This is a genomic window from Pseudovibrio sp. Ad26 (assembly GCF_001623285.1).
Classification (GTDB): domain Bacteria; phylum Pseudomonadota; class Alphaproteobacteria; order Rhizobiales; family Stappiaceae; genus Pseudovibrio; species Pseudovibrio ascidiaceicola.
In genome coordinates this window covers 75,083-92,430 of record NZ_LMCE01000063.1, presented here as the reverse complement: position 1 = coordinate 92,430, position 17,348 = coordinate 75,083, and the positions used below count along the sequence as shown (strand labels likewise).

Genomic DNA, 17,348 nt, shown 5'->3' with positions numbered 1-17,348 from the left:
CAAGAACGCAGCCTACTTTTTATGTGTTTATCTACTCTTTAGGTGCATCCCACCAGTTATCGAACTGCATGCCGTACAGCGGTGATTTGGCTGGGTGCTCAACGGTTGTCCATCGTGCAACCCATTCAGCAGGGGCGTGATAGAGCGGAATTGCGTAAAAGCCAGAGATTAAAACACGGTCAAATGCGCGGACTGCGGCTACAAACTCCTCACGGGTGCGGGCCGCGACCATGGCGTCAATCAATGCATCGATTGCAGGTTCTTTTGCGCCGACAATGTTTCTGGAGCTTTTGGTGTCTGCTGCCTGAGATGACCAGCGCGCATATTGCTCTCCGCCGGGAGAAAGGGACGCAAACCAAGTGTTGAAGAGTGCATCAAACCCAAAGGATGCGCGACGCTCTTCGAACTGGGCGGCGTCGACCGTTCTCACTGAGATTTCGATGCCCAGAAGTTTGGCCGTGCGCTGTAATGCAAGCGCGACTTTCTCTTCATCCTGAACGCGAACGAGAATTTCAAAGCTGAGTTGCTCGCCGGACTTTGCGTTAACCAGTTTGCCTTGATCAAGATTGTAGCCTGCCTGTTTGAAGAGGCTTAGTGCGTCACGTAGTACCTTGCGGTCACGTCCTGATCCATCTGCCTCGGATGGGCGCCATGTTCCTGCCAGAACCTCGTCTGTGACCGCATTCGGGTATGGTTCAAGAAGCTTCTTTTCCAACTCGTTCGCCGGACGGCCAATGGAGGAGAGGTCAGAGTTGTCCCAATATCCGTCTGTGCGTTTGTACAGTCCATTGAAGAGGGTTCTGTTGATCCATTGAAAGTCCAACAGCATGCCAAGAGCTTGACGGACACGTTTGTCAGAGAACTGGGGGCGACGGGTATTGAACGCAATGCCGGTCATGCTTGGTGGCGTGCCGCGCTCAAAAACGTCTTTGACAACCTTGCCTTCTTCAAACGCAGGAAAGTCACCTGCATTTTCCCATAAGCTTGGGTTGCCATAGATGAGTGCCTCTGTGTCCCCTTTGCGGAACGCTTCCTGCAATGCGTTGTAATCCCTGAAATAATCAACGGTCACTTCACTGAAGTTATCGAAGCCGATTTTTTGAGGCAGGTCTTTTGCCCAATAATCGTCCCGGCGAGTGTAGGTGGTGCGTCTACCGGGATCAATTTCAGAGAAAGTATAAGGACCAGTTCCGATTGGCGGTGTTAGCGTGGTGTTGCCGAACGTTTCAGGATCAGTTGTGCGGCTGTTGAAAATAGGGGCCAGAGCAATGAGCAGTGGAAGCTCACGGTCGCTGCCATCTTTAAAATGCAGCTTTACGGAATGTGCCCCCGTTTTTTCGAACTTGACGACTTTACCATACCAGCGTGCATAAGGCGGGCGGCCATGATCGCGAATGGTTTCAAGAGAAAAGATAATATCTTCAACGGTTAACGGGTCACCGTTGGAGAATTTTGCTGCAGGGTTCAGGCGAAATTCGATCCAGTTTCGCTCGTCCGGCATGCGCACAGCTTCAGCAAGGTGTGCATATAATGTGAATGCTTCGTCATTGGTGCGAAGAAGGAGGCTCTCCAGAATGAAAGAACCCATCTGACGTTCTTTCATGCCGCGTGCGGATGTCCATGCCCCTTTGAGAGCAAAGGAATTGAGACTATCAAATGTACCTTGAACGCCGAGAGAAAGACGACCGCCTTTAGGAGCTTCCGGGTTTGCATAGGGCAGGTGAGTATAATCTGCTGGCAGCGCAGGTTTCCCATGCATTGCAATGCCATGGCTCCAGGGAACGGTATCCTGAGCCAGTGCAGTTGAACAAGCTAATGTTGCCATACCGGAAATGACAACAAGCCCTTTCGTAAAATTGTTTATTCCATTCACATAGGATCGGAATTTAGTCATTAGAATTTCTCCTAGGGCGTCCGCAGAAACTAGCAATAATACGATTCTGAGGAAAATTCAGCCTACGAGGCTTTGGAAAAGGACAGTAACCACCCCAATCTATAGGTGGAAAAATGGTTCCGAGACGTTTAAAGAGTACATAAGTAACATTTAACAGAAGCGTTGCCTTTTTTTCAGCTCTGTTCTGAGTATGCTTGGCGCCGAACAAGCAGTCAAAACACTGTTGAACTTAAAAAATGGTTGCTGCGTAATTGCCGGAGGCATCGTTTTGCACCGGATCAAACTTTGAGGAAATTTGGGATGGCCGTTAATTTTAAGGGCGTTCTGACTGGTGGGATTATTGCAGCAATGGCCGCTGTTGGCTTTGCAGGCACCAGTGTTGCACAGAATGCACAGGCAGACGATGCTTGGGTGAAAGTTTGTAACACTGATCCTAAATCCAAGAAAGAATTTTGCCTTATCACACAAGAACTGCGCACGGACACAGGCCAGTTCCTAGCTCAAGCTGTTGTGCGTGAAGTGACCGGTGAAAGCCGCAAGTTGCTGCACCTTGCTGTTCCTCCAGGAATGCTGATTCAGCCTGGTCTTCGTGTACAGGTTGATGGTGGCAAACAGTCTGAAGCTAAATATACAATTTGTTTTCCAAACGCTTGTATTGCCGAGATGGTTATTGATGACACCTTCATCGGTGGCCTGAAAAAAGGTGGCAAGCTGATCATTACTACGTTGAACCAGCAGGGTAAGGCACGTCCATTCGACCTTACTTTGAAAGGGTTCACCCGTATTTATGATGGTGAAGCTATTAAGCCTGAAGAACTCCAGGCAAAGCAGGAGCGCCTGCAGTCTGAACTTCAGAAGCGTGCCGAAGCCGCTCGTCAGAAGCTGATTGAGCAGCAGCGTCAAGCAAACCAGTAATTTGGTTTTTGCTTTAAGAATTAAAAAACCCGAAGGAATTTTCCTTCGGGTTTTTTATTGATCTGATGATCTTGAAAAGACGCGGTTTCCATGAAGAGAATTCAGGAACCGGCTTTAATGAATTTCCACATCCTTGACGATGTAGTCTCCATCGGTGGTCTCATCAAAAAACTCATCGACCTGCGGATGTCGCACAGGTTCGCCACTGTCGTCTTTTTCCAGATTCTGCTCCGAGACATAAGCAATGTATTCACTCTCAGCGTTTTCAGCGAGAAGGTGATAAAAAGGCTGGTCCTTGCTTGGGCGTGCTTCTTCGGGAATTGACTCCCACCACTCTTCTGTATTGTCGAATGTGGGATCAACGTCGAAGACTATGCCACGGAACGGGTACAGGCGGTGACGTACGACCTGTCCAATTCTGAATTTCGCGGTTCTAATTGTCTCCATAATCCACCAAGCTTTCGAAGATACTGTATCTTGTCAGGGCGCCTTAAAGGTCATGCCATGCGCGTATTGTCAAGCTATATAGCGCAGCAAAGAGGCGAGAGGCAGCACAAACCGATCAAAATGTGACGTTTGGGGATGAATAGCTCCTCACATTTCATTGATATGCACATCTGCTGGGTTGAAGAGTGGCGCCGGCCACTCTTCAGGATTGATTATTGGAAAGTTTCTGCCAAATCCGGGTCTTTTGAGATGACCAGATCAGCCAGATCACAGATAACTTTTGCCTGTTTCCAGGTCGCATCATCCTGCATTTTCCCATCCAGCATGACTGCGCCCGTTCCGTCTGGCATTGCCTCCAGAATTCTGCGAGCAAATTTCACTTCATCTGGCTCTGGTGAGAAAACTGATTTTGCGATGCCAATCTGGCTTGGGTGCAGGGTCCAGGTTCCAAGGCAGCCCATGAGGAATGAATTGCGGAACTGAGCCTCACATGCGGCAGGGTCGCTGAAATCTCCGAAAGGTCCGTAGAAGGGTTTAATGCCTGCAGCAAGGCATGCATCTACCATTTTGGCTACAGTGTAGTGCCATAAGTCTTGCTGGTAACGTGCGCGCGGTGCGTCACCGTCGGAATCAGCCAGTACCTGATAGTCAGGATGACCACCGCCAACGCGAGTTGTTTTCATACCACGGGAGGCCGCAAGATCTGCTGGACCGAGGCTCATGCCATGCATGCGCGGACTGGCTGTGGCAATGGCTTCTACGTTGTTGACGCCTTCAGCTGTTTCCAGAATAGCGTGGATCTGGATTGGCTTTTTCACGCCTGCCTTGGCCTCCAGCTGAGCGAGTAATTGATCCAGATAGTGAATGTCCCATGGGCCGTTCACTTTTGGCAGCATGATCACATCAAGCTTGTTGCCGCAGCGGGTGACGATTTCAGTGATGTCGTCCAGTACCCACGGGCTTTCCAGTGAATTGATGCGCGTCCAGAGCTTTGTAGAGCCAAAGTCATTGTCATTGGCCATCTGGATGAAGCCCTCACGGGCATTGAGTTTTTCATCGGCTGGAATCGCGTCTTCCAGGTTGCCGAGAATTACATCCACCTGCGAAATCATCTGCGGGATCTTCGCACGCATCTTTTCGATATGCGGGGGCACGAAGTGGATCATGCGTTCCAGCGCGACAGGTGGCTCAGCAAACGGTGTTGGAGCACCAATGGCCAGAGGTTTATAAAAGGAACGATAGGTTTTCATCTGGCTAGCTCCCTCCCGAGCCGAAATGGAAATTCAGAGGGGAGTATACAGAATATTGTGCGGTGCAAAATCAGCTCTTTGGGCTAAGTCCTGAAGCGGTCAGTCTTTAGTTAGAACTGACTGTAGGCTTTAGCTTTTGCCTGAGTGTATCTTAAATCAAAACCAGCTCTGGCATTTGTGAGATACACCGTGGGGAGCTGGCTAAATCCACTTCTTCATGATCCACATCCACTGGGAGGGCTCTTCGCGGATCCATTCTTCGAACTGATCGTGCACTGCCTGCGTTGTGGTGATGGCATCCTGTACACGGTCTTTGGTGCGAGCAACTGGGATTTCTTTGGCAATGATGTCGAAGCGGGAGCCTTTTTTGCGGCGAGCAACCACAGCGATGAGACGCTTGTTCATGGTGCGGGCGAGCGCAGCTGGAATGTGCGTTGCTGCTGACGGTTGCTTGAAGAACTCAATTTTGACACCGCGATGGTCACGTACGTCTGCGACGAAGGCAACAGAACCCTTTTTACGCAGGATTGAAATGATCTTTGTGCCGGTGTCGTGGCCTTTGCAAAACAGGCCAAGCTTATAGAGGAAATTACGTTTTTCGACCAAATACCCTTCAGAGTAAGGGTTCTTCAGTTTTTGATAGACACCAGCGAGCGGAAGGCCAAGTTCCTCGGCTTTGTCGGAGACAACTTCCCAGTTACCGGAGTGCATGGTTACAAGTACGGCGCCTTCACCAACTGAGGGTTCAAAGACCTCCGGGTTTACATAGGTGACGCGGCTCGGATCCTTGTGGATTTTGGAGAGTAAAACGGTTTCAGCAGAGACCCGACCAAGGTTTTCCCACATATCCCGGACAATTTTATCCGCCTCATTGAGCGTCATTTCCGGATAGGCGGCCATGATGTGCGCTTTCGCTCGGGCATGCCTATGGGTCATCGGGGCTATCAAACGCCACATGTTTCCCATAAAAGCGGAGGACCAATCCAGCGGCATAGAGCGCAGAATTCCGCCGATAAATCTTAGAGCTAGCCATTCAGCACGAAAGCTGAGCTTCTCGCGACGTGTCAGTGGGCGACGGGATTTTTTAGCTTTCATATTGGCCTTTGGGCGGATGGAGCTTTCCAGTTCCGTTTACTCGCATACTATAGTGTCGTAGTTGCCGGTATGCCAACCTCTGTAGAATGGCTATATACGCTCAACTCGGACATGGTGATTAGCCAATCAGCATTTCAAAAGCAACTCATTCTCCAGTTGGATGCGGAGAACACTAAAAAATTGCATGGGGAAATGGTTTAGATGCTCAATGTTGTTAATTTGGCAATGCCATTTTTCCTGCTCATCTTCCTAGGGTTTGTTTCTGGTCGCGGCGCAAAACTCTCACGCGAGGGTTTGGCATGGATGAACTTTTTCGTGATTTATCTGGCGCTGCCTGCGCTGTTCTTTCAGTTGCTTTCCGAAACGCCACTGGAAGAGCTTGCGACGTTTGATTTTGTCGCTGCGACTACATTTTCCACCTTTGCCATGTTTGTGCTGGCTTATGCTTTCGCACGCTTCATATTGCGCGGTAGCATTGGTGAGGCGACTGTGCAGGCACTGGTTGGTTCTTATTCCAATATTGGTTATATGGGGCCGGGCGTTACGCTTGCTGTTCTTGGGGCAGGGGCGGCGGTGCCGACGGCTTTGATCCTGTGTTTTGATACAATCCTGTTGTTCATTCTCGTTCCCATGATGATGTCGATTGGCGGGGCGCGGAACATTAAGTTTGGGCCTTTGGCCTTTGAGATTTTCAGGAAGATCATCACTCACCCGTTTATTCTTGCGGTGTTTGCGGGCATTCTGGCTGCTGCAATTGAGTTCAAGCCACCTGTTGCACTCGATCAGACCATCTCGTTTTTGCGACAAGCTGCGGCACCTTGTGCATTGTTTGCTATGGGGGTGACGATTGCCTTGCAGCCAAGCCGGAGAACGGCGAAGGAACTGCCGGTCCTGTTGCTTATCAAGCTGGTGGTGCACCCAATCCTTGTATTTGTGCTGCTGGAGTGGATTGGTGGCTTTGACGGACTGTGGGTCTCAACAGCTGTTCTCATGGCGGCATTGCCGCCGGCTGCGAATGTTTATGTGCTAGCTCAGCACTACTCGAGCTATGTCGAGCGCGCGTCTACAGCCGTGCTTTATGGAACGTTGGCATCTGTTATTACGTTGCCAACGCTCATTTATCTCATTCAATCTGGAATACTGGTGCCTTAATCGTTTTGCGCGCGCATCAATGTTGGCAGGCTCCAGGATGGAGCGATGCCTTCACGCATCAGCAGACGGCGTACAAGTGGGATTCTGGAGGCTGTGTAGAGCCCCAAAGAACGCAGCATCTGAACAGGCAAGGCATCCGTCAGCAAAGATCTGTTGAGCAGGTCTACGGCGGTTGTGCGGCTGATGACGTCAGCTTTGCGGCTGCGATCATACTTCTGCAGCAACTCAGCAGACCCCATATCTGCCTTGGTGTGCTTTGCGTTGGCCAGCAGTTCTGTCGCAACGGCTACATCGCGCAGAGACAGGTTGAGACCCTGGGCCCCGATTGGCGGAAAGGCGTGCGCTGCTTCGCCCATAAGCAGTGAGCGATTGCCACTCATGTGAACGGCTGTCAGGCCGGAGAGTGGGTAGACCTGCCTTGGGCTTGCCAGTTTGAGCGAGCCCAGAACGAACTTGCTGAGTTTTTCCAGCTCGGCTTCGAGTGCTTCGTCCTTATAGTTGTTCAGCTCTTCGGCGCGTTCTGGCGTTTCCACATAAACAAGGGAAGACGTCTTGCCTGGCAGCGGGACCATGGTGAATGGACCGGTGTTGCGGTGGAACTCGGTAGAGATGTTGTAATGCGGCAGGTCGTGTTTGAGGTTAAGAACGAGTGCCGCTTGCGGATACTTCCAGTTCTTTGTCTCAATGCCAGCGGAGCGGCGAACCACAGAATTTCGTCCATCTGCGCCGATGACGACATGACAGCTGATGTCTGGCGTATTGTTTAGTTCAATGGTGGCTTTGTGGTCATTACTGGCGACGTTTTTGATTGTGTCTTCGACAAGCTCAATGAGCTCATTGTTGTTCACAAGATCAAACAGCACCCGGTTCAAGTCCTTGTTGAGGATGTTGTAACCGAAGGCAGGCAGGTCCAGTTCTGAGGCGGAGAATGTGGTTTCCGGTGCGCGCAAAAGGCGATCTGTGCCGTCGATCAAGCGCATCTTTTCCAGCGGTGTAAACGCTGAACGTAAGTCTTTCCAGATGCCAATGTTATCCAGAAACTGGCGGGAGGCATCCATCAGGGCGGTGGTGCGGGCGTCATTGAGGTTGACTGGTGGGCCGATCAGCACAGTTTCCAGTCCATTGCTGGCAAGGGCAAGGGCGGCGATCATGCCAGCCGGGCCAGTGCCGATTACAGCGCAATCGTAGCTCTTTTCCTGCGACGGCGTGAGGTCGTTGTTTTTGCCTTTGGTGCTGTCTGCTGCAAGATTGGCTGCCATTTTTTCGTTCCGCATTTTGTTTGCGTTCTATTACCCAAGTATCTAGGGGATAAAACCTATCGGTTTCAAGGTGCCGCACGCGGATAGTCCCCTAATGAAAGCGGAGAGGTCTCGTTGCGCCAGCTTCATCATGTCGCAGGTTCCAGTTTAGATTTGAACTAAATCAATGTCGCATTGGGACTATTACTGGTCTATTAGAGAAGCTGCATAAATTGCGCCGGTTCCGGAACCGCAGAGTTTCGGCCTGTCCTGATTGATTTTGAGGTTGGTTATGTCAGTTACCAGTCCGAAGACGGATTTACAGTTGTCCTATCGGCTCCCATACATTGTGCTGGGTGGTGCTGTGGTTTTGGGCTGGGTTTATCTGGCGGCCATGGTTATCGACATGATCTCTCGCATGGATATGGGCGAGATGGGCCCGGGCATGGAGCTGTTCAATCAGTTCAACATGTTCCAGGGCCTACCGGAACATGTGCGTGTTCAGCTTGCCTCGCTGTGTTTGCCCTTGGCTCAGGAAGCGTTTGGGATGCCAGCGCTGGTGAATATGGGCCTTTACGACTATTTTCTGCTGTTTGTGATGTGGTTCATGATGGTGCTCGCCATGATGTTGCCGACTGCTATGCCGATGCTGCAGACCTATCATGAAGCGCGTGGTGGCAAGGCTATTTATGTGGTGGCTGGCGGGTATCTGGCTATCTGGGTTGCGTTTTCCGTTGTCGCGACCGTTGCTCAGGGCGTGCTGCATGAGCTGGGTGTGATGAGCCCGATGATGATGCCGGTGTTTTCTACACTGACGATTACAACTGTTATTGCAGCCGCGATCTATCAATTTACGCCTGCCAAGCAGGCTTGTCTTGACCGGTGCCGGACGCCCAATGTTGCATTGGCCCTGCATTCCGGTGAGCAAAAGCAAAGTGCCTTCCAGTTTGGAATCGAGCAAGGTTTGTACTGTTTGGGATGCTGTTGGGCACTCATGGTGCTTATGTTTGCAGTGGGAATCATGAATATTATTTGGATCGCGCTGCTTGGTCTCATAATGACACTTGAAAAAAAGAGCAAAACACCGTTTACAAGCTATGGAATAGGTATCGCACTTCTGCTATGGGGCGGTGCAAACATCTATTTCGCTCGGGCGGACTTACCTCTTATTGAAGTTTTGGGCGATAGATTGTTCTAAGTGGTACCTTCACTTAAAGAATAACAAAGGACCCAAAGTTGACCGGTCAGACCAACTCCCGGCTGTTCCTCATTCACATCCTCACCGCATTGGGGGCCCCCATTGCGTTGCTTGCGCTTGTCGCTGGAGCGAACGGCAATCTGCCTATGATGTTTTTCTGGCTCTGGGTGGCACTTGTTGTCGACGGGCTGGATGGTCCTTTAGCACGTAAATATGACATTCAGAATCGCCTGCCGCGCTGGAGCGGCGTTATTCTGGATTTAGTGATTGATTACGCGACCTACGTTTTCCTGCCTGCTTTCGCGCTATACCAAAGCGGCCTTCTCTCAGAGTTCTGGGGACTTTTGTCTGGTGCTGTCATTGTGTTTACCGGCGCGATCTACTTCGCTGACGGCAACATGAAGACAGAAAGCGGTGGCTTCCTTGGCTTCCCTGGTGTCTGGAATATGGTGATTGTTGTGCTGGTTGCACTGCAGTCTCCGCCATGGATCATCATCGGCATGGTGGTGCTGTGTTCTGTGCTGACGTTTGCTCCTGTTGAGTTCGTCCACCCGGTGCGCACCGTCAAATGGCGTCCGCTGACCCTGGGCATTCTCATTGTGTGGAGTGCTGCACTTGCGGTTGCCCTTTATCAGGATTTTATTATCGATAACTGGTTATTTGCGCTGATCACGGCAACGAGCCTTTATCTGTTTTGCGTTGGAGCTGTTCACCAGCTGTTTCGTAAGATGTGATTCTCGATAAATGAGTTTTTTAAAAGCCCGGCCAATTGGTCGGGCTTTTTGTTTTGGTACCTGCATTTCTCAGGGTGGAGCATGGTTTTCCCAAAGGTGCTTGCAAGTTAGCGGCATTCTGTCCAAACTCCGCCTCCAGCTTTTGTAAGGGAAAATCCATATGGTCTTTGCTGTTCGCGTTGAAAAAACTGGTGATCCGTCCGTTCTGACACTCGTGGATGTAGACCTGCCTGATCCGGGGCATGGTGAAGTTCGGATCAGGCACACTGCGATCGGGCTCAACTTTATTGATACCTATTTTCGCTCTGGTCTTTATCCGGCACCGAATGGCGTCCCGTTTATTCCTGGCAATGAGGGGGCAGGGATTGTTGTTGCGCTTGGGCAAGGCGTGACCGGGCTCGCTCTTGGAGACCGTGTAGCATATGCAGGACCGCTGGGGGCTTACAGTGAAGAGCGTAATATTCCCGCCAGCGTGCTTGTGAAGATCCCTGAAGGTGTGAGTGATGAACAGGCGGCGGCTTTAATGTTGAAAGGCATGACCGCACGCTACCTGCTGCGCGAGACCTACAACGTGGGAGCGGATACGACCTTGCTTTACCACGCAGCGGCTGGCGGTGTCGGGCTAATCGTTGGTCAATGGGCGTCGGCCCTTGGTGCAAGGGTGATCGGGACAGTCAGCTCGGAAGAAAAAGCCCGGCTGGCTCAGACCAATGGTTATGAATATGTGATCAATTACAAGAGCGAGGACTGGGTAGCGCGGGTGCGTCAGATCACCGATGGGCGCGGCTGTGATGTGGTTTATGACAGTGTGGGCAAGGATACATATCCTGCATCGCTGGATTGCCTTCGTCCACGTGGGCTTTGGTGTTCCTTTGGTCAATCGTCCGGGCCGCTCCCTGAGTTCAACATGGCCATCCTATCTCAGAAAGGCTCGCTGTTTGCGACGCGACCGACGCTGTTCAATTACATTGCGGAGCGCTGGGAGCTGGAAGAGACGGCTGGGGACCTGTTTGCCGCTGTGGCTGACGGAACAATCAATATTCAGATCAATCAACGCTACAGCCTGAAGGACATTGCACAGGCGCACTGCGATCTGGAAGGGCGCAAAACCACCGGTGCAACAGTGATTATCCCTTAAACACGTTTGAGGGATTGGGAGGATTGATGGATCGGTCGCGGTATCTTTACGGCCCAGCGCTTCGCTATTTCGCAGCAGCTGCGGAAGAGAATTCCATTCGGGCGGCGGCGCGCAAGCTTAATGTGGCGTCTTCTGCGGTGAACCGGCAAATTCTCACACTGGAAAAGCAGTTGGGAATGGAGCTGTTTGAGCGCGTGGGGCGCACGATCCGTCTGTCTTCTGCAGGGGAAATTCTACTGGCACATATTCGGCGGACACTGTCTGATCTGGAAGCGACCGGTGCGGAGCTGGATGCACTAAAAGGTCTTCGTCGTGGTGTGGTTTCGATTGCAACGGTTGAGAGTGTGACCGAAGCGCTGTTGCCTGAGGTGATTGCGCAGTTCCACAAGGATTACAGCGGCATTCATGTGGATGTGCAGGTGATGGGGGCTGAGCGGGTTGCGCAGGCTGTTGAGAAGGCTGAGGTGGATGTAGGGTTCACATTTGAACCACCGGATACCGATGCGCTTAACATCACCTACAAGAAGGCATTGGAGATTGGGGCAATCATGGCTCCGACGCATCCGCTTGCCGGCGAAGAACAGTTGAGTCTTGCACAGTGCTTTGAGTATCCGGTTGCCATGCCAGCGCGCGGGATCTCTATTCGTGCCCGGCTGGATGTGGCGCTCTCTCACAGTTCTATTGGTGGGCACAGCAGTGTGGAGGCGAACTCTCTGCGCTTTATGAAACATCTGGTGCGCTCTGGTGAAATGGTGGCGTTTCAGACGGTCATTGGTTTGGAAGAAGAATTGGCGAGCAAACGGCTGCTTTTCAAACCGCTTGTTGATGAACAGCTGACACGCGGCCATTTTTGCGTCATCACCTCGTCTTTGCGTGGGCTTGCACTGGCGCCAGCAATTTTTCTTGAGCAAGCGGAGGCAAGATTGGAGAAGATTTTGCCTAAAATTGATGCCTAAATGGCATCACGCATGACACTTTTTTGTTCTTTTGTTATCATGAATAGTCGTGCACTCTGTAGTTTCACTTAGATTCTGGCATCTATTGCAGTTGCCATTTGAAAGACGAGGCAACTATGGGGCGATTGACCACCCACGTTTTGGACAGTGCTCAGGGGAAACCAGCGGCAGGGCTGCAGGTTGAGCTGGTTCGCATCGATGGGGACAGCTTTTCCAAAATCGGTGTATTTTCGACCAACAATGATGGGCGTGTGGATGGGCCGTTGCTGGAAGGTGACAGTCTGACTGTGGGCACCTATGAACTGCAGTTTCATGCAGGTGACTACTTGCGAGGCGAAGGTCTTGCTCTCCCAGAGCCTGCGTTTCTTGATGTTGTTCCGATCCGCTTTGGTATTGCGGATGTAAGCAGCCACTATCATGTACCACTGCTGCTTTCTCCCTTTGGTTACACCACCTACAGGGGGAGCTGAGTTGATGCGCACAGCAATCCGCTTCCTTCGAAAAGGTCAGGTCATCGAGTTGGACAATTTTGAACCAACGGCGACTTTGCTTGATTATCTGCGCCTGAGTGAGCACTCAACGGGCACCAAAGAAGGATGTGGTGAAGGGGATTGTGGTGCCTGCACCATTGCGCTTGGGCGTTCGCGTGATGGCAAACTCGTATATGAGCCTGTTAACAGCTGCATCTTACTGCTCGGCCAGATTGATGGCTGTGAGCTTGTAACGGTAGAAGATCTGGAAGGGCCTGACGGATTACACCCGGTCCAAAAGGCACTTGTTGACCTACACGGTTCGCAATGCGGGTTTTGCACGCCCGGTTTCGTGATGAACCTCTTCACACTTTACCACGCAAATACGCCGGGTCTGACACGGCAGGATGTGAATAGGTGGATTGCTGGGAACTTGTGCAGGTGTACGGGTTACAGACCCATTGTTGATGCTGCTTTGGATGCGTGTCGCAATGGTTTGAATGATGCATTTTCTGCCCGAGCAACAGAGACAGAGCACAAACTTGTAGCTCTTCAGGATGCGCAGGATGTTCATGTGGGCGATGGCGAACGCTTTTTCTATGCACCCAGCAGTTTTCAGCGTTTGCTGGAGACCTATGGAGAGCATCCAGAGGCTACCCTTGTTTCTGGCTCTACAGATGTTGGGCTTTGGGTCACTAAACATCTGCGTGATCTGCCAAAGGTCATTTATCTGGGGCGAGTGAATGGCTTGAGCACTTGTTATGAGGACGAGCAGGGTATCCGGCTTGGGGCGGGTGCGTCTTATGCGGTTGCAGAGCAGTTCCTGAAATCCATTGATCCTGATCTGGATCTGGTGGTCAGCCGGATTGGCTCAAAGCAGGTTCGGGCATCGGGTACCGTTGGTGGGAATATCGCAAACGGATCGCCAATCGGGGATATGCCGCCAATGCTGATTGCGTTGGGGGCCGAGATTGAGTTGCAAAGCAATCGTGGGCGTCGCACGTTGCTGCTGGAGAATTTCTTCATTGACTATGGCAAGCAGGACATCGCTGAGAACGAAGTGCTGACGTCGATCAATGTGCCGCGTTTGAGTGCTGATGAGCAGTTCCGGGCCTTCAAGATCACCAAGCGTTTTGATCAGGATATTTCTGCGGTAATGGCTGCGTTCTGTCTGACAGTCAAAGACGGTGTGGTGAAGAGTGCACGCATGGCATTTGGTGGTGTTGCGGGCATCCCAAAACGTGCAAGTGAGGCCGAAGCAGCTCTGGTTGGGGTATCCTTGGACGATCCAGACAGCTGGCAGAATGCGTTGGATATTATTGAGGGTGAATTCGTTCCGTTGACTGACATGCGGGCCTCTAGCACTTATCGGCGTGATATTGTGCGGGGACTTTTAGAAAAAGCCCTGCTGGAAATCTCTGCTGCATCCTCGCAAAAAACGCGTGTCTTTGGGCAACGTGAACTGGTTGGGGGAGGCGCTCATGTCAACTGATCTTCTTGAAAAGACAGCGGAACGCACCTCGGCCTCTCAGGTTGTTGGAAAATCCTACAAGCATGACAGTGCGGAAAAACATGTAGCTGGCATTGCGACGTACATTGATGACATGATTGAGCCGTACGGCACGCTTCATGTGGCGCCGGGGTATGCGTCACATGAAGCGTGTGGCCGTCTGGTGACAGTCGATCTGAGCGCTGTCAGAGCAGCTGCCGGTGTCGTTGCGGTGTTGGAAGCAGCGGATATTCCTGGTGTCAATGATTGCTCTCCCGCTATGGGAGATGATCCGGTGCTTGTTTCGGATCGCATCGCATTTCATGGACAGCTGGTGTTTCTTGTGGTGGCTGAGAGCCGTTTACAGGCGCGCAAGGCTGTTAAACTGGCACGGATTGAGGTTGAGGCAGAAACGCCTCTGGTGAGCGTTGCTGACGCTCTCAAAGCTGAGCAGACTGTGTTGCCGGACTATGAGTTTCGCCGGGGGACACCTGAAGGCACTTTGGGACGTTCAGCGCACACGGTAACGAGCAGTTTTGCGCTTGGCGGGCAGGAGCACTTCTATCTTGAAGGACAGATGGCTTTTGCTATTCCCGGTGAAGATGGGGACATGACTGTACATTCCTCCACCCAGCATCCAACTGAGGTTCAGCACACCATTGCGAAAGTTCTGGGTGTTGATGAGGCGGCAGTGACCGTTGAAGTGCGCCGTATGGGCGGTGCGTTTGGTGGTAAGGAATCTCAGGCGAACCAATGGGCGGCGCTGGCGGCTTTGGCTGCATATGCAACGGGGCGTCCATGTAAATGCCGATTGGATCGTGATGACGATATGATCCTGACTGGAAAGCGTCACGACTTCCTGGTTGATGTGGCTGCGGGGTGTGATGCATCGGGCAAGATTGAAGCGGTTCAGATTGATTTGAATTCGCGTTGTGGTCACTCTGCGGATTTATCGCTTGGGATCAATGACCGTGCCATGTTCCATGCGGATAACAGCTATTTCTATCCAGACGTTCTCATCCGTTCCAAGAGGCTGAAAACAAATACAGTTTCCAATACGGCATTCCGTGGTTTTGGTGGGCCTCAAGGGATGTTTGCTGCGGAACGGCTGATGGATGCGATTGCGATCAAGATGGGGCAGGATCCGCTTGATGTGCGTAAGGCGAATTTTTATCGGGATGGTGAGAACACCACGCCCTATGGGCAGTCGGTTGATGAGCACGACGTGCTGGCCGCGCTGGTAGATGAATTGGAGCAAAGTTCCGACTATCGTGCACGCCGAAAAGCCGTTGAAGCGTTTAATGCTGAGAATACGATCCTGAAGAGAGGGATTGCTCTTACACCAGTGAAGTTTGGCATCTCGTTTACGCTCACACATCTCAATCAGGCGGGAGCGCTGGTACATCTTTACCGGGATGGGTCAGTACATCTGAACCATGGCGGCACTGAGATGGGGCAGGGCCTCTATCAAAAAGTTGCCCAGATCGCAGCGACTGAGATGGGTGTTAGCCTTGGGAAAGTGAAGATCACCGCGACCAATACCTCTAAGGTTGCAAATACATCTCCAACCGCAGCCTCATCCGGTACTGACTTGAATGGTATGGCTGCCGCGATTGCGTGCCGTGAGATTGTTGGTCGCCTGAAAGCCTTCGGCGCTCAACATTTTGAGGTTTCTGAGGGGGATATTGAGCTTTGTGACGATCAGATGCTGATAGATGGGACACTGAGGCTTTCTATCAAAGAACTGGCTCAACTTGCTTATGAGCATCGCATACATCTTTCCTCCTCCGGGTTTTACAAGACACCGAAGATTATCTGGGATCGGGAGCGGGTGAAGGGACGGCCTTTCCTGTACTTCTCTTATGGTGCCTCCTGTTCTGAGGTGGTGATTGATACGTTGACCGGTGAAATGAAAGTTGAACGGGTTGATGTGCTTCATGATGTTGGCAAATCGCTCAATCCGGCATTGGATATTGGCCAGATTGAAGGTGGCTTTGTGCAGGGTATGGGCTGGTTGACCACGGAAGAGTTGTGGTTTGATGATGCTGGCCGACTGCGGACACATGCTCCGTCTACTTACAAGATACCGACGGCCACGGATGTTCCTGAGGTTTTTAATGTGGCGCTTTATGAGAGTGACGGGAACCCTGAGCCAACGATCTATCGTTCCAAGGCTGTTGGCGAGCCGCCTTTGATGCTGCCAATCTCTGTTTTTTGCGCAATCAACGATGCGGTTGCGAGCCTGAACAAGGGTGTTTTGCCTAAACTGGATGCACCAGCAACGCCTGAAGCGATCTTGAAAGCTGTTAAAGCGATCAAGGCGGGAGAGGTGAGCTGATGCGGGTTTGGGGTGAAGTTCTGTCTGCTCTGGATGCTGCTGGCCGTTGTGTGCTGGTGAGCATACTGGATGTTGCCGGATCCTCTCCTCGTGAGACTGGCACACGGATGGTCGTACGCCCCGATATGTCGTTTAAAGGAACCATTGGTGGTGGGCGTCTGGAATACGATGTTTTGCATGAAGCTGTTTCATTGATGAAAGAGGGCGGTGCCGCCTTCCAAACACGCTCATACGCGCTTGGTCCTGACCTTGGACAATGCTGCGGCGGGCGGGTTGAAATCGCATTTGAGCAATTTGATCTCAATTATCGTGGTCGTGCACAAGATTTTTCCACACAAGAAGGGGTGGGGATTTTTTCAACGACTGCAAATACTTGCAGTTCCGGGCCGCTTGAAAGGCACGTATTACCCCCTGCAATGTGCAGGGCAGATTCCGCTGAAATTGTTTTAAATCAAGGCAAATTGACGGAGAGGTTCGGGGAGGATAGACCCCATCTGTATCTGTTCGGTGCAGGGCATGTTGGCAAGGCTTTGATGCTTGCAATGGCCCCATTGGGCTTTCAGATCAGCTGGATTGATGAACGACGCGAAATTTTTCCTAAATATGTACCTTCCAATATTCGCTGCATTCATCTAAATGAGCCTCAAGTCGTCGTAAAGAACCTTGAACCGGGAAACTATGTCATCGTAATGACCCATGATCACAAGCGTGATCATGCTATAGTAGATGCCGCTGTTCGTAGAACCGATCTGGCATTTATTGGATTGATAGGCAGTGCAACAAAGCGCGCGCGAACACTAAAACGGTTCAAAGACTCCGGGGTATCGGAGGCGCAGAGCAAACAGCTTGTTTGTCCGGTCGGAATTACTGAGATTAAAAGCAAAAAACCGTCTGATATTGCAATTTCCATTGCTGCTCAACTTCTAGTGGTAAAGGAAAAGCAAATGAGCAATGCTCAGGGAGGTTTTCGTTTTGCTTCTTAGGTTCAGGGAGAACATCTCGATCTAATTTTGCTTGGGGGAACGGATAACACG

At 51.4% G+C, this 17,348-nt stretch carries 15 protein-coding genes; 10 read left to right on the top strand and 5 right to left on the bottom strand.

Annotation, left to right across the window (positions count from 1 at the left end; genetic code table 11):
• Positions 1-31: 31 nt before the first annotated feature.
• On the bottom strand, positions 32-1,894 hold the full coding sequence (locus PsAD26_RS15805; RefSeq protein ID WP_063311225.1) for an extracellular solute-binding protein: 1,863 nt from the start codon (positions 1,892-1,894) through the stop codon (positions 32-34).
• Between the two features lie 300 nt (positions 1,895-2,194).
• Here PsAD26_RS15805 and PsAD26_RS15800 point away from each other — a divergent pair, with 300 nt between their 5' ends.
• Positions 2,195-2,809 carry an invasion associated locus B family protein gene (locus PsAD26_RS15800; RefSeq protein ID WP_057466286.1) on the top strand — a complete coding sequence of 205 codons (615 nt, stop codon included), beginning with the start codon at positions 2,195-2,197 and terminating at the stop codon, positions 2,807-2,809.
• A 114-nt stretch (positions 2,810-2,923) separates the two neighbouring features.
• Here the strand turns inward: PsAD26_RS15800 and hspQ are convergent, their stop codons facing one another.
• From hspQ to PsAD26_RS15785, 3 genes are all read right to left on the bottom strand, one after another.
• The gene (hspQ, locus tag PsAD26_RS15795) at positions 2,924-3,256 is read right to left on the bottom strand and encodes a heat shock protein HspQ (RefSeq protein ID WP_057466287.1); all 333 of its coding nucleotides are present in this window, start codon (positions 3,254-3,256) and stop codon (positions 2,924-2,926) included.
• A 212-nt stretch (positions 3,257-3,468) separates the two neighbouring features.
• Positions 3,469-4,506, bottom strand: a complete 1,038-nt coding sequence (locus tag PsAD26_RS15790) for a CoA ester lyase (RefSeq protein ID WP_063311224.1) — start codon at positions 4,504-4,506, stop codon at positions 3,469-3,471.
• 201 nt (positions 4,507-4,707) lie between these two features.
• A complete protein-coding gene (locus tag PsAD26_RS15785) occupies positions 4,708-5,601 on the bottom strand; it encodes a lipid A biosynthesis acyltransferase (RefSeq protein WP_063311223.1) in 894 nt (297 codons plus the stop codon).
• A 201-nt stretch (positions 5,602-5,802) separates the two neighbouring features.
• On the opposite strand from PsAD26_RS15785, the gene PsAD26_RS15780 reads away from it, so the two are divergent.
• Positions 5,803-6,753, top strand: a complete 951-nt coding sequence (locus tag PsAD26_RS15780) for an AEC family transporter (protein WP_063311222.1) — start codon at positions 5,803-5,805, stop codon at positions 6,751-6,753.
• Here the strand turns inward: PsAD26_RS15780 and PsAD26_RS15775 are convergent.
• Positions 6,750-8,012, bottom strand: coding sequence for a UbiH/UbiF family hydroxylase (locus PsAD26_RS15775; protein WP_063311221.1), 1,263 nt, complete (start codon positions 8,010-8,012; stop codon positions 6,750-6,752). The two genes, PsAD26_RS15780 and PsAD26_RS15775, sit on opposite strands and share 4 nt — an antisense overlap.
• 271 nt (positions 8,013-8,283) lie before the next feature.
• On the opposite strand from PsAD26_RS15775, the gene PsAD26_RS15770 reads away from it, so the two are divergent.
• From PsAD26_RS15770 to xdhC, 8 genes are all read left to right on the top strand, one after another.
• Positions 8,284-9,189: a DUF2182 domain-containing protein gene (locus PsAD26_RS15770; protein WP_063311220.1), complete on the top strand. Its 906-nt coding sequence runs from the start codon at positions 8,284-8,286 to the stop codon at positions 9,187-9,189.
• A 38-nt stretch (positions 9,190-9,227) separates the two neighbouring features.
• Positions 9,228-9,923 (top strand): CDP-alcohol phosphatidyltransferase family protein, encoded by a 696-nt coding sequence (locus PsAD26_RS15765; protein ID WP_063296918.1) that lies wholly within the window; start codon positions 9,228-9,230, stop codon positions 9,921-9,923.
• A gap of 160 nt (positions 9,924-10,083) precedes the next feature.
• Positions 10,084-11,061 carry a quinone oxidoreductase gene (locus PsAD26_RS15760; RefSeq protein ID WP_063311219.1) on the top strand — a complete coding sequence of 326 codons (978 nt, stop codon included), beginning with the start codon at positions 10,084-10,086 and terminating at the stop codon, positions 11,059-11,061.
• A gap of 26 nt (positions 11,062-11,087) precedes the next feature.
• A complete protein-coding gene (locus PsAD26_RS15755) occupies positions 11,088-12,017 on the top strand; it encodes a LysR family transcriptional regulator (protein ID WP_063311218.1) in 930 nt (309 codons plus the stop codon).
• 116 nt (positions 12,018-12,133) lie between these two features.
• Complete coding sequence (gene uraH, locus PsAD26_RS15750) at positions 12,134-12,487, top strand: hydroxyisourate hydrolase (RefSeq protein WP_063311217.1); 354 nt, start codon at positions 12,134-12,136, stop codon at positions 12,485-12,487.
• A 4-nt stretch (positions 12,488-12,491) separates the two neighbouring features.
• Positions 12,492-13,979 carry a xanthine dehydrogenase small subunit gene (xdhA, locus tag PsAD26_RS15745; protein WP_063311216.1) on the top strand — a complete coding sequence of 496 codons (1,488 nt, stop codon included), beginning with the start codon at positions 12,492-12,494 and terminating at the stop codon, positions 13,977-13,979.
• A complete protein-coding gene (gene xdhB, locus PsAD26_RS15740) occupies positions 13,969-16,314 on the top strand; it encodes a xanthine dehydrogenase molybdopterin binding subunit (protein ID WP_063311215.1) in 2,346 nt (781 codons plus the stop codon). The genes xdhA and xdhB overlap by 11 nt, the downstream gene beginning before the upstream one ends.
• The gene (gene xdhC / locus PsAD26_RS15735; RefSeq protein WP_063311214.1) at positions 16,314-17,297 is read left to right on the top strand and encodes a xanthine dehydrogenase accessory protein XdhC; all 984 of its coding nucleotides are present in this window, start codon (positions 16,314-16,316) and stop codon (positions 17,295-17,297) included. Before xdhB ends, xdhC begins: the two co-directional genes overlap by 1 nt.
• Positions 17,298-17,348: the final 51 nt, after the last annotated feature.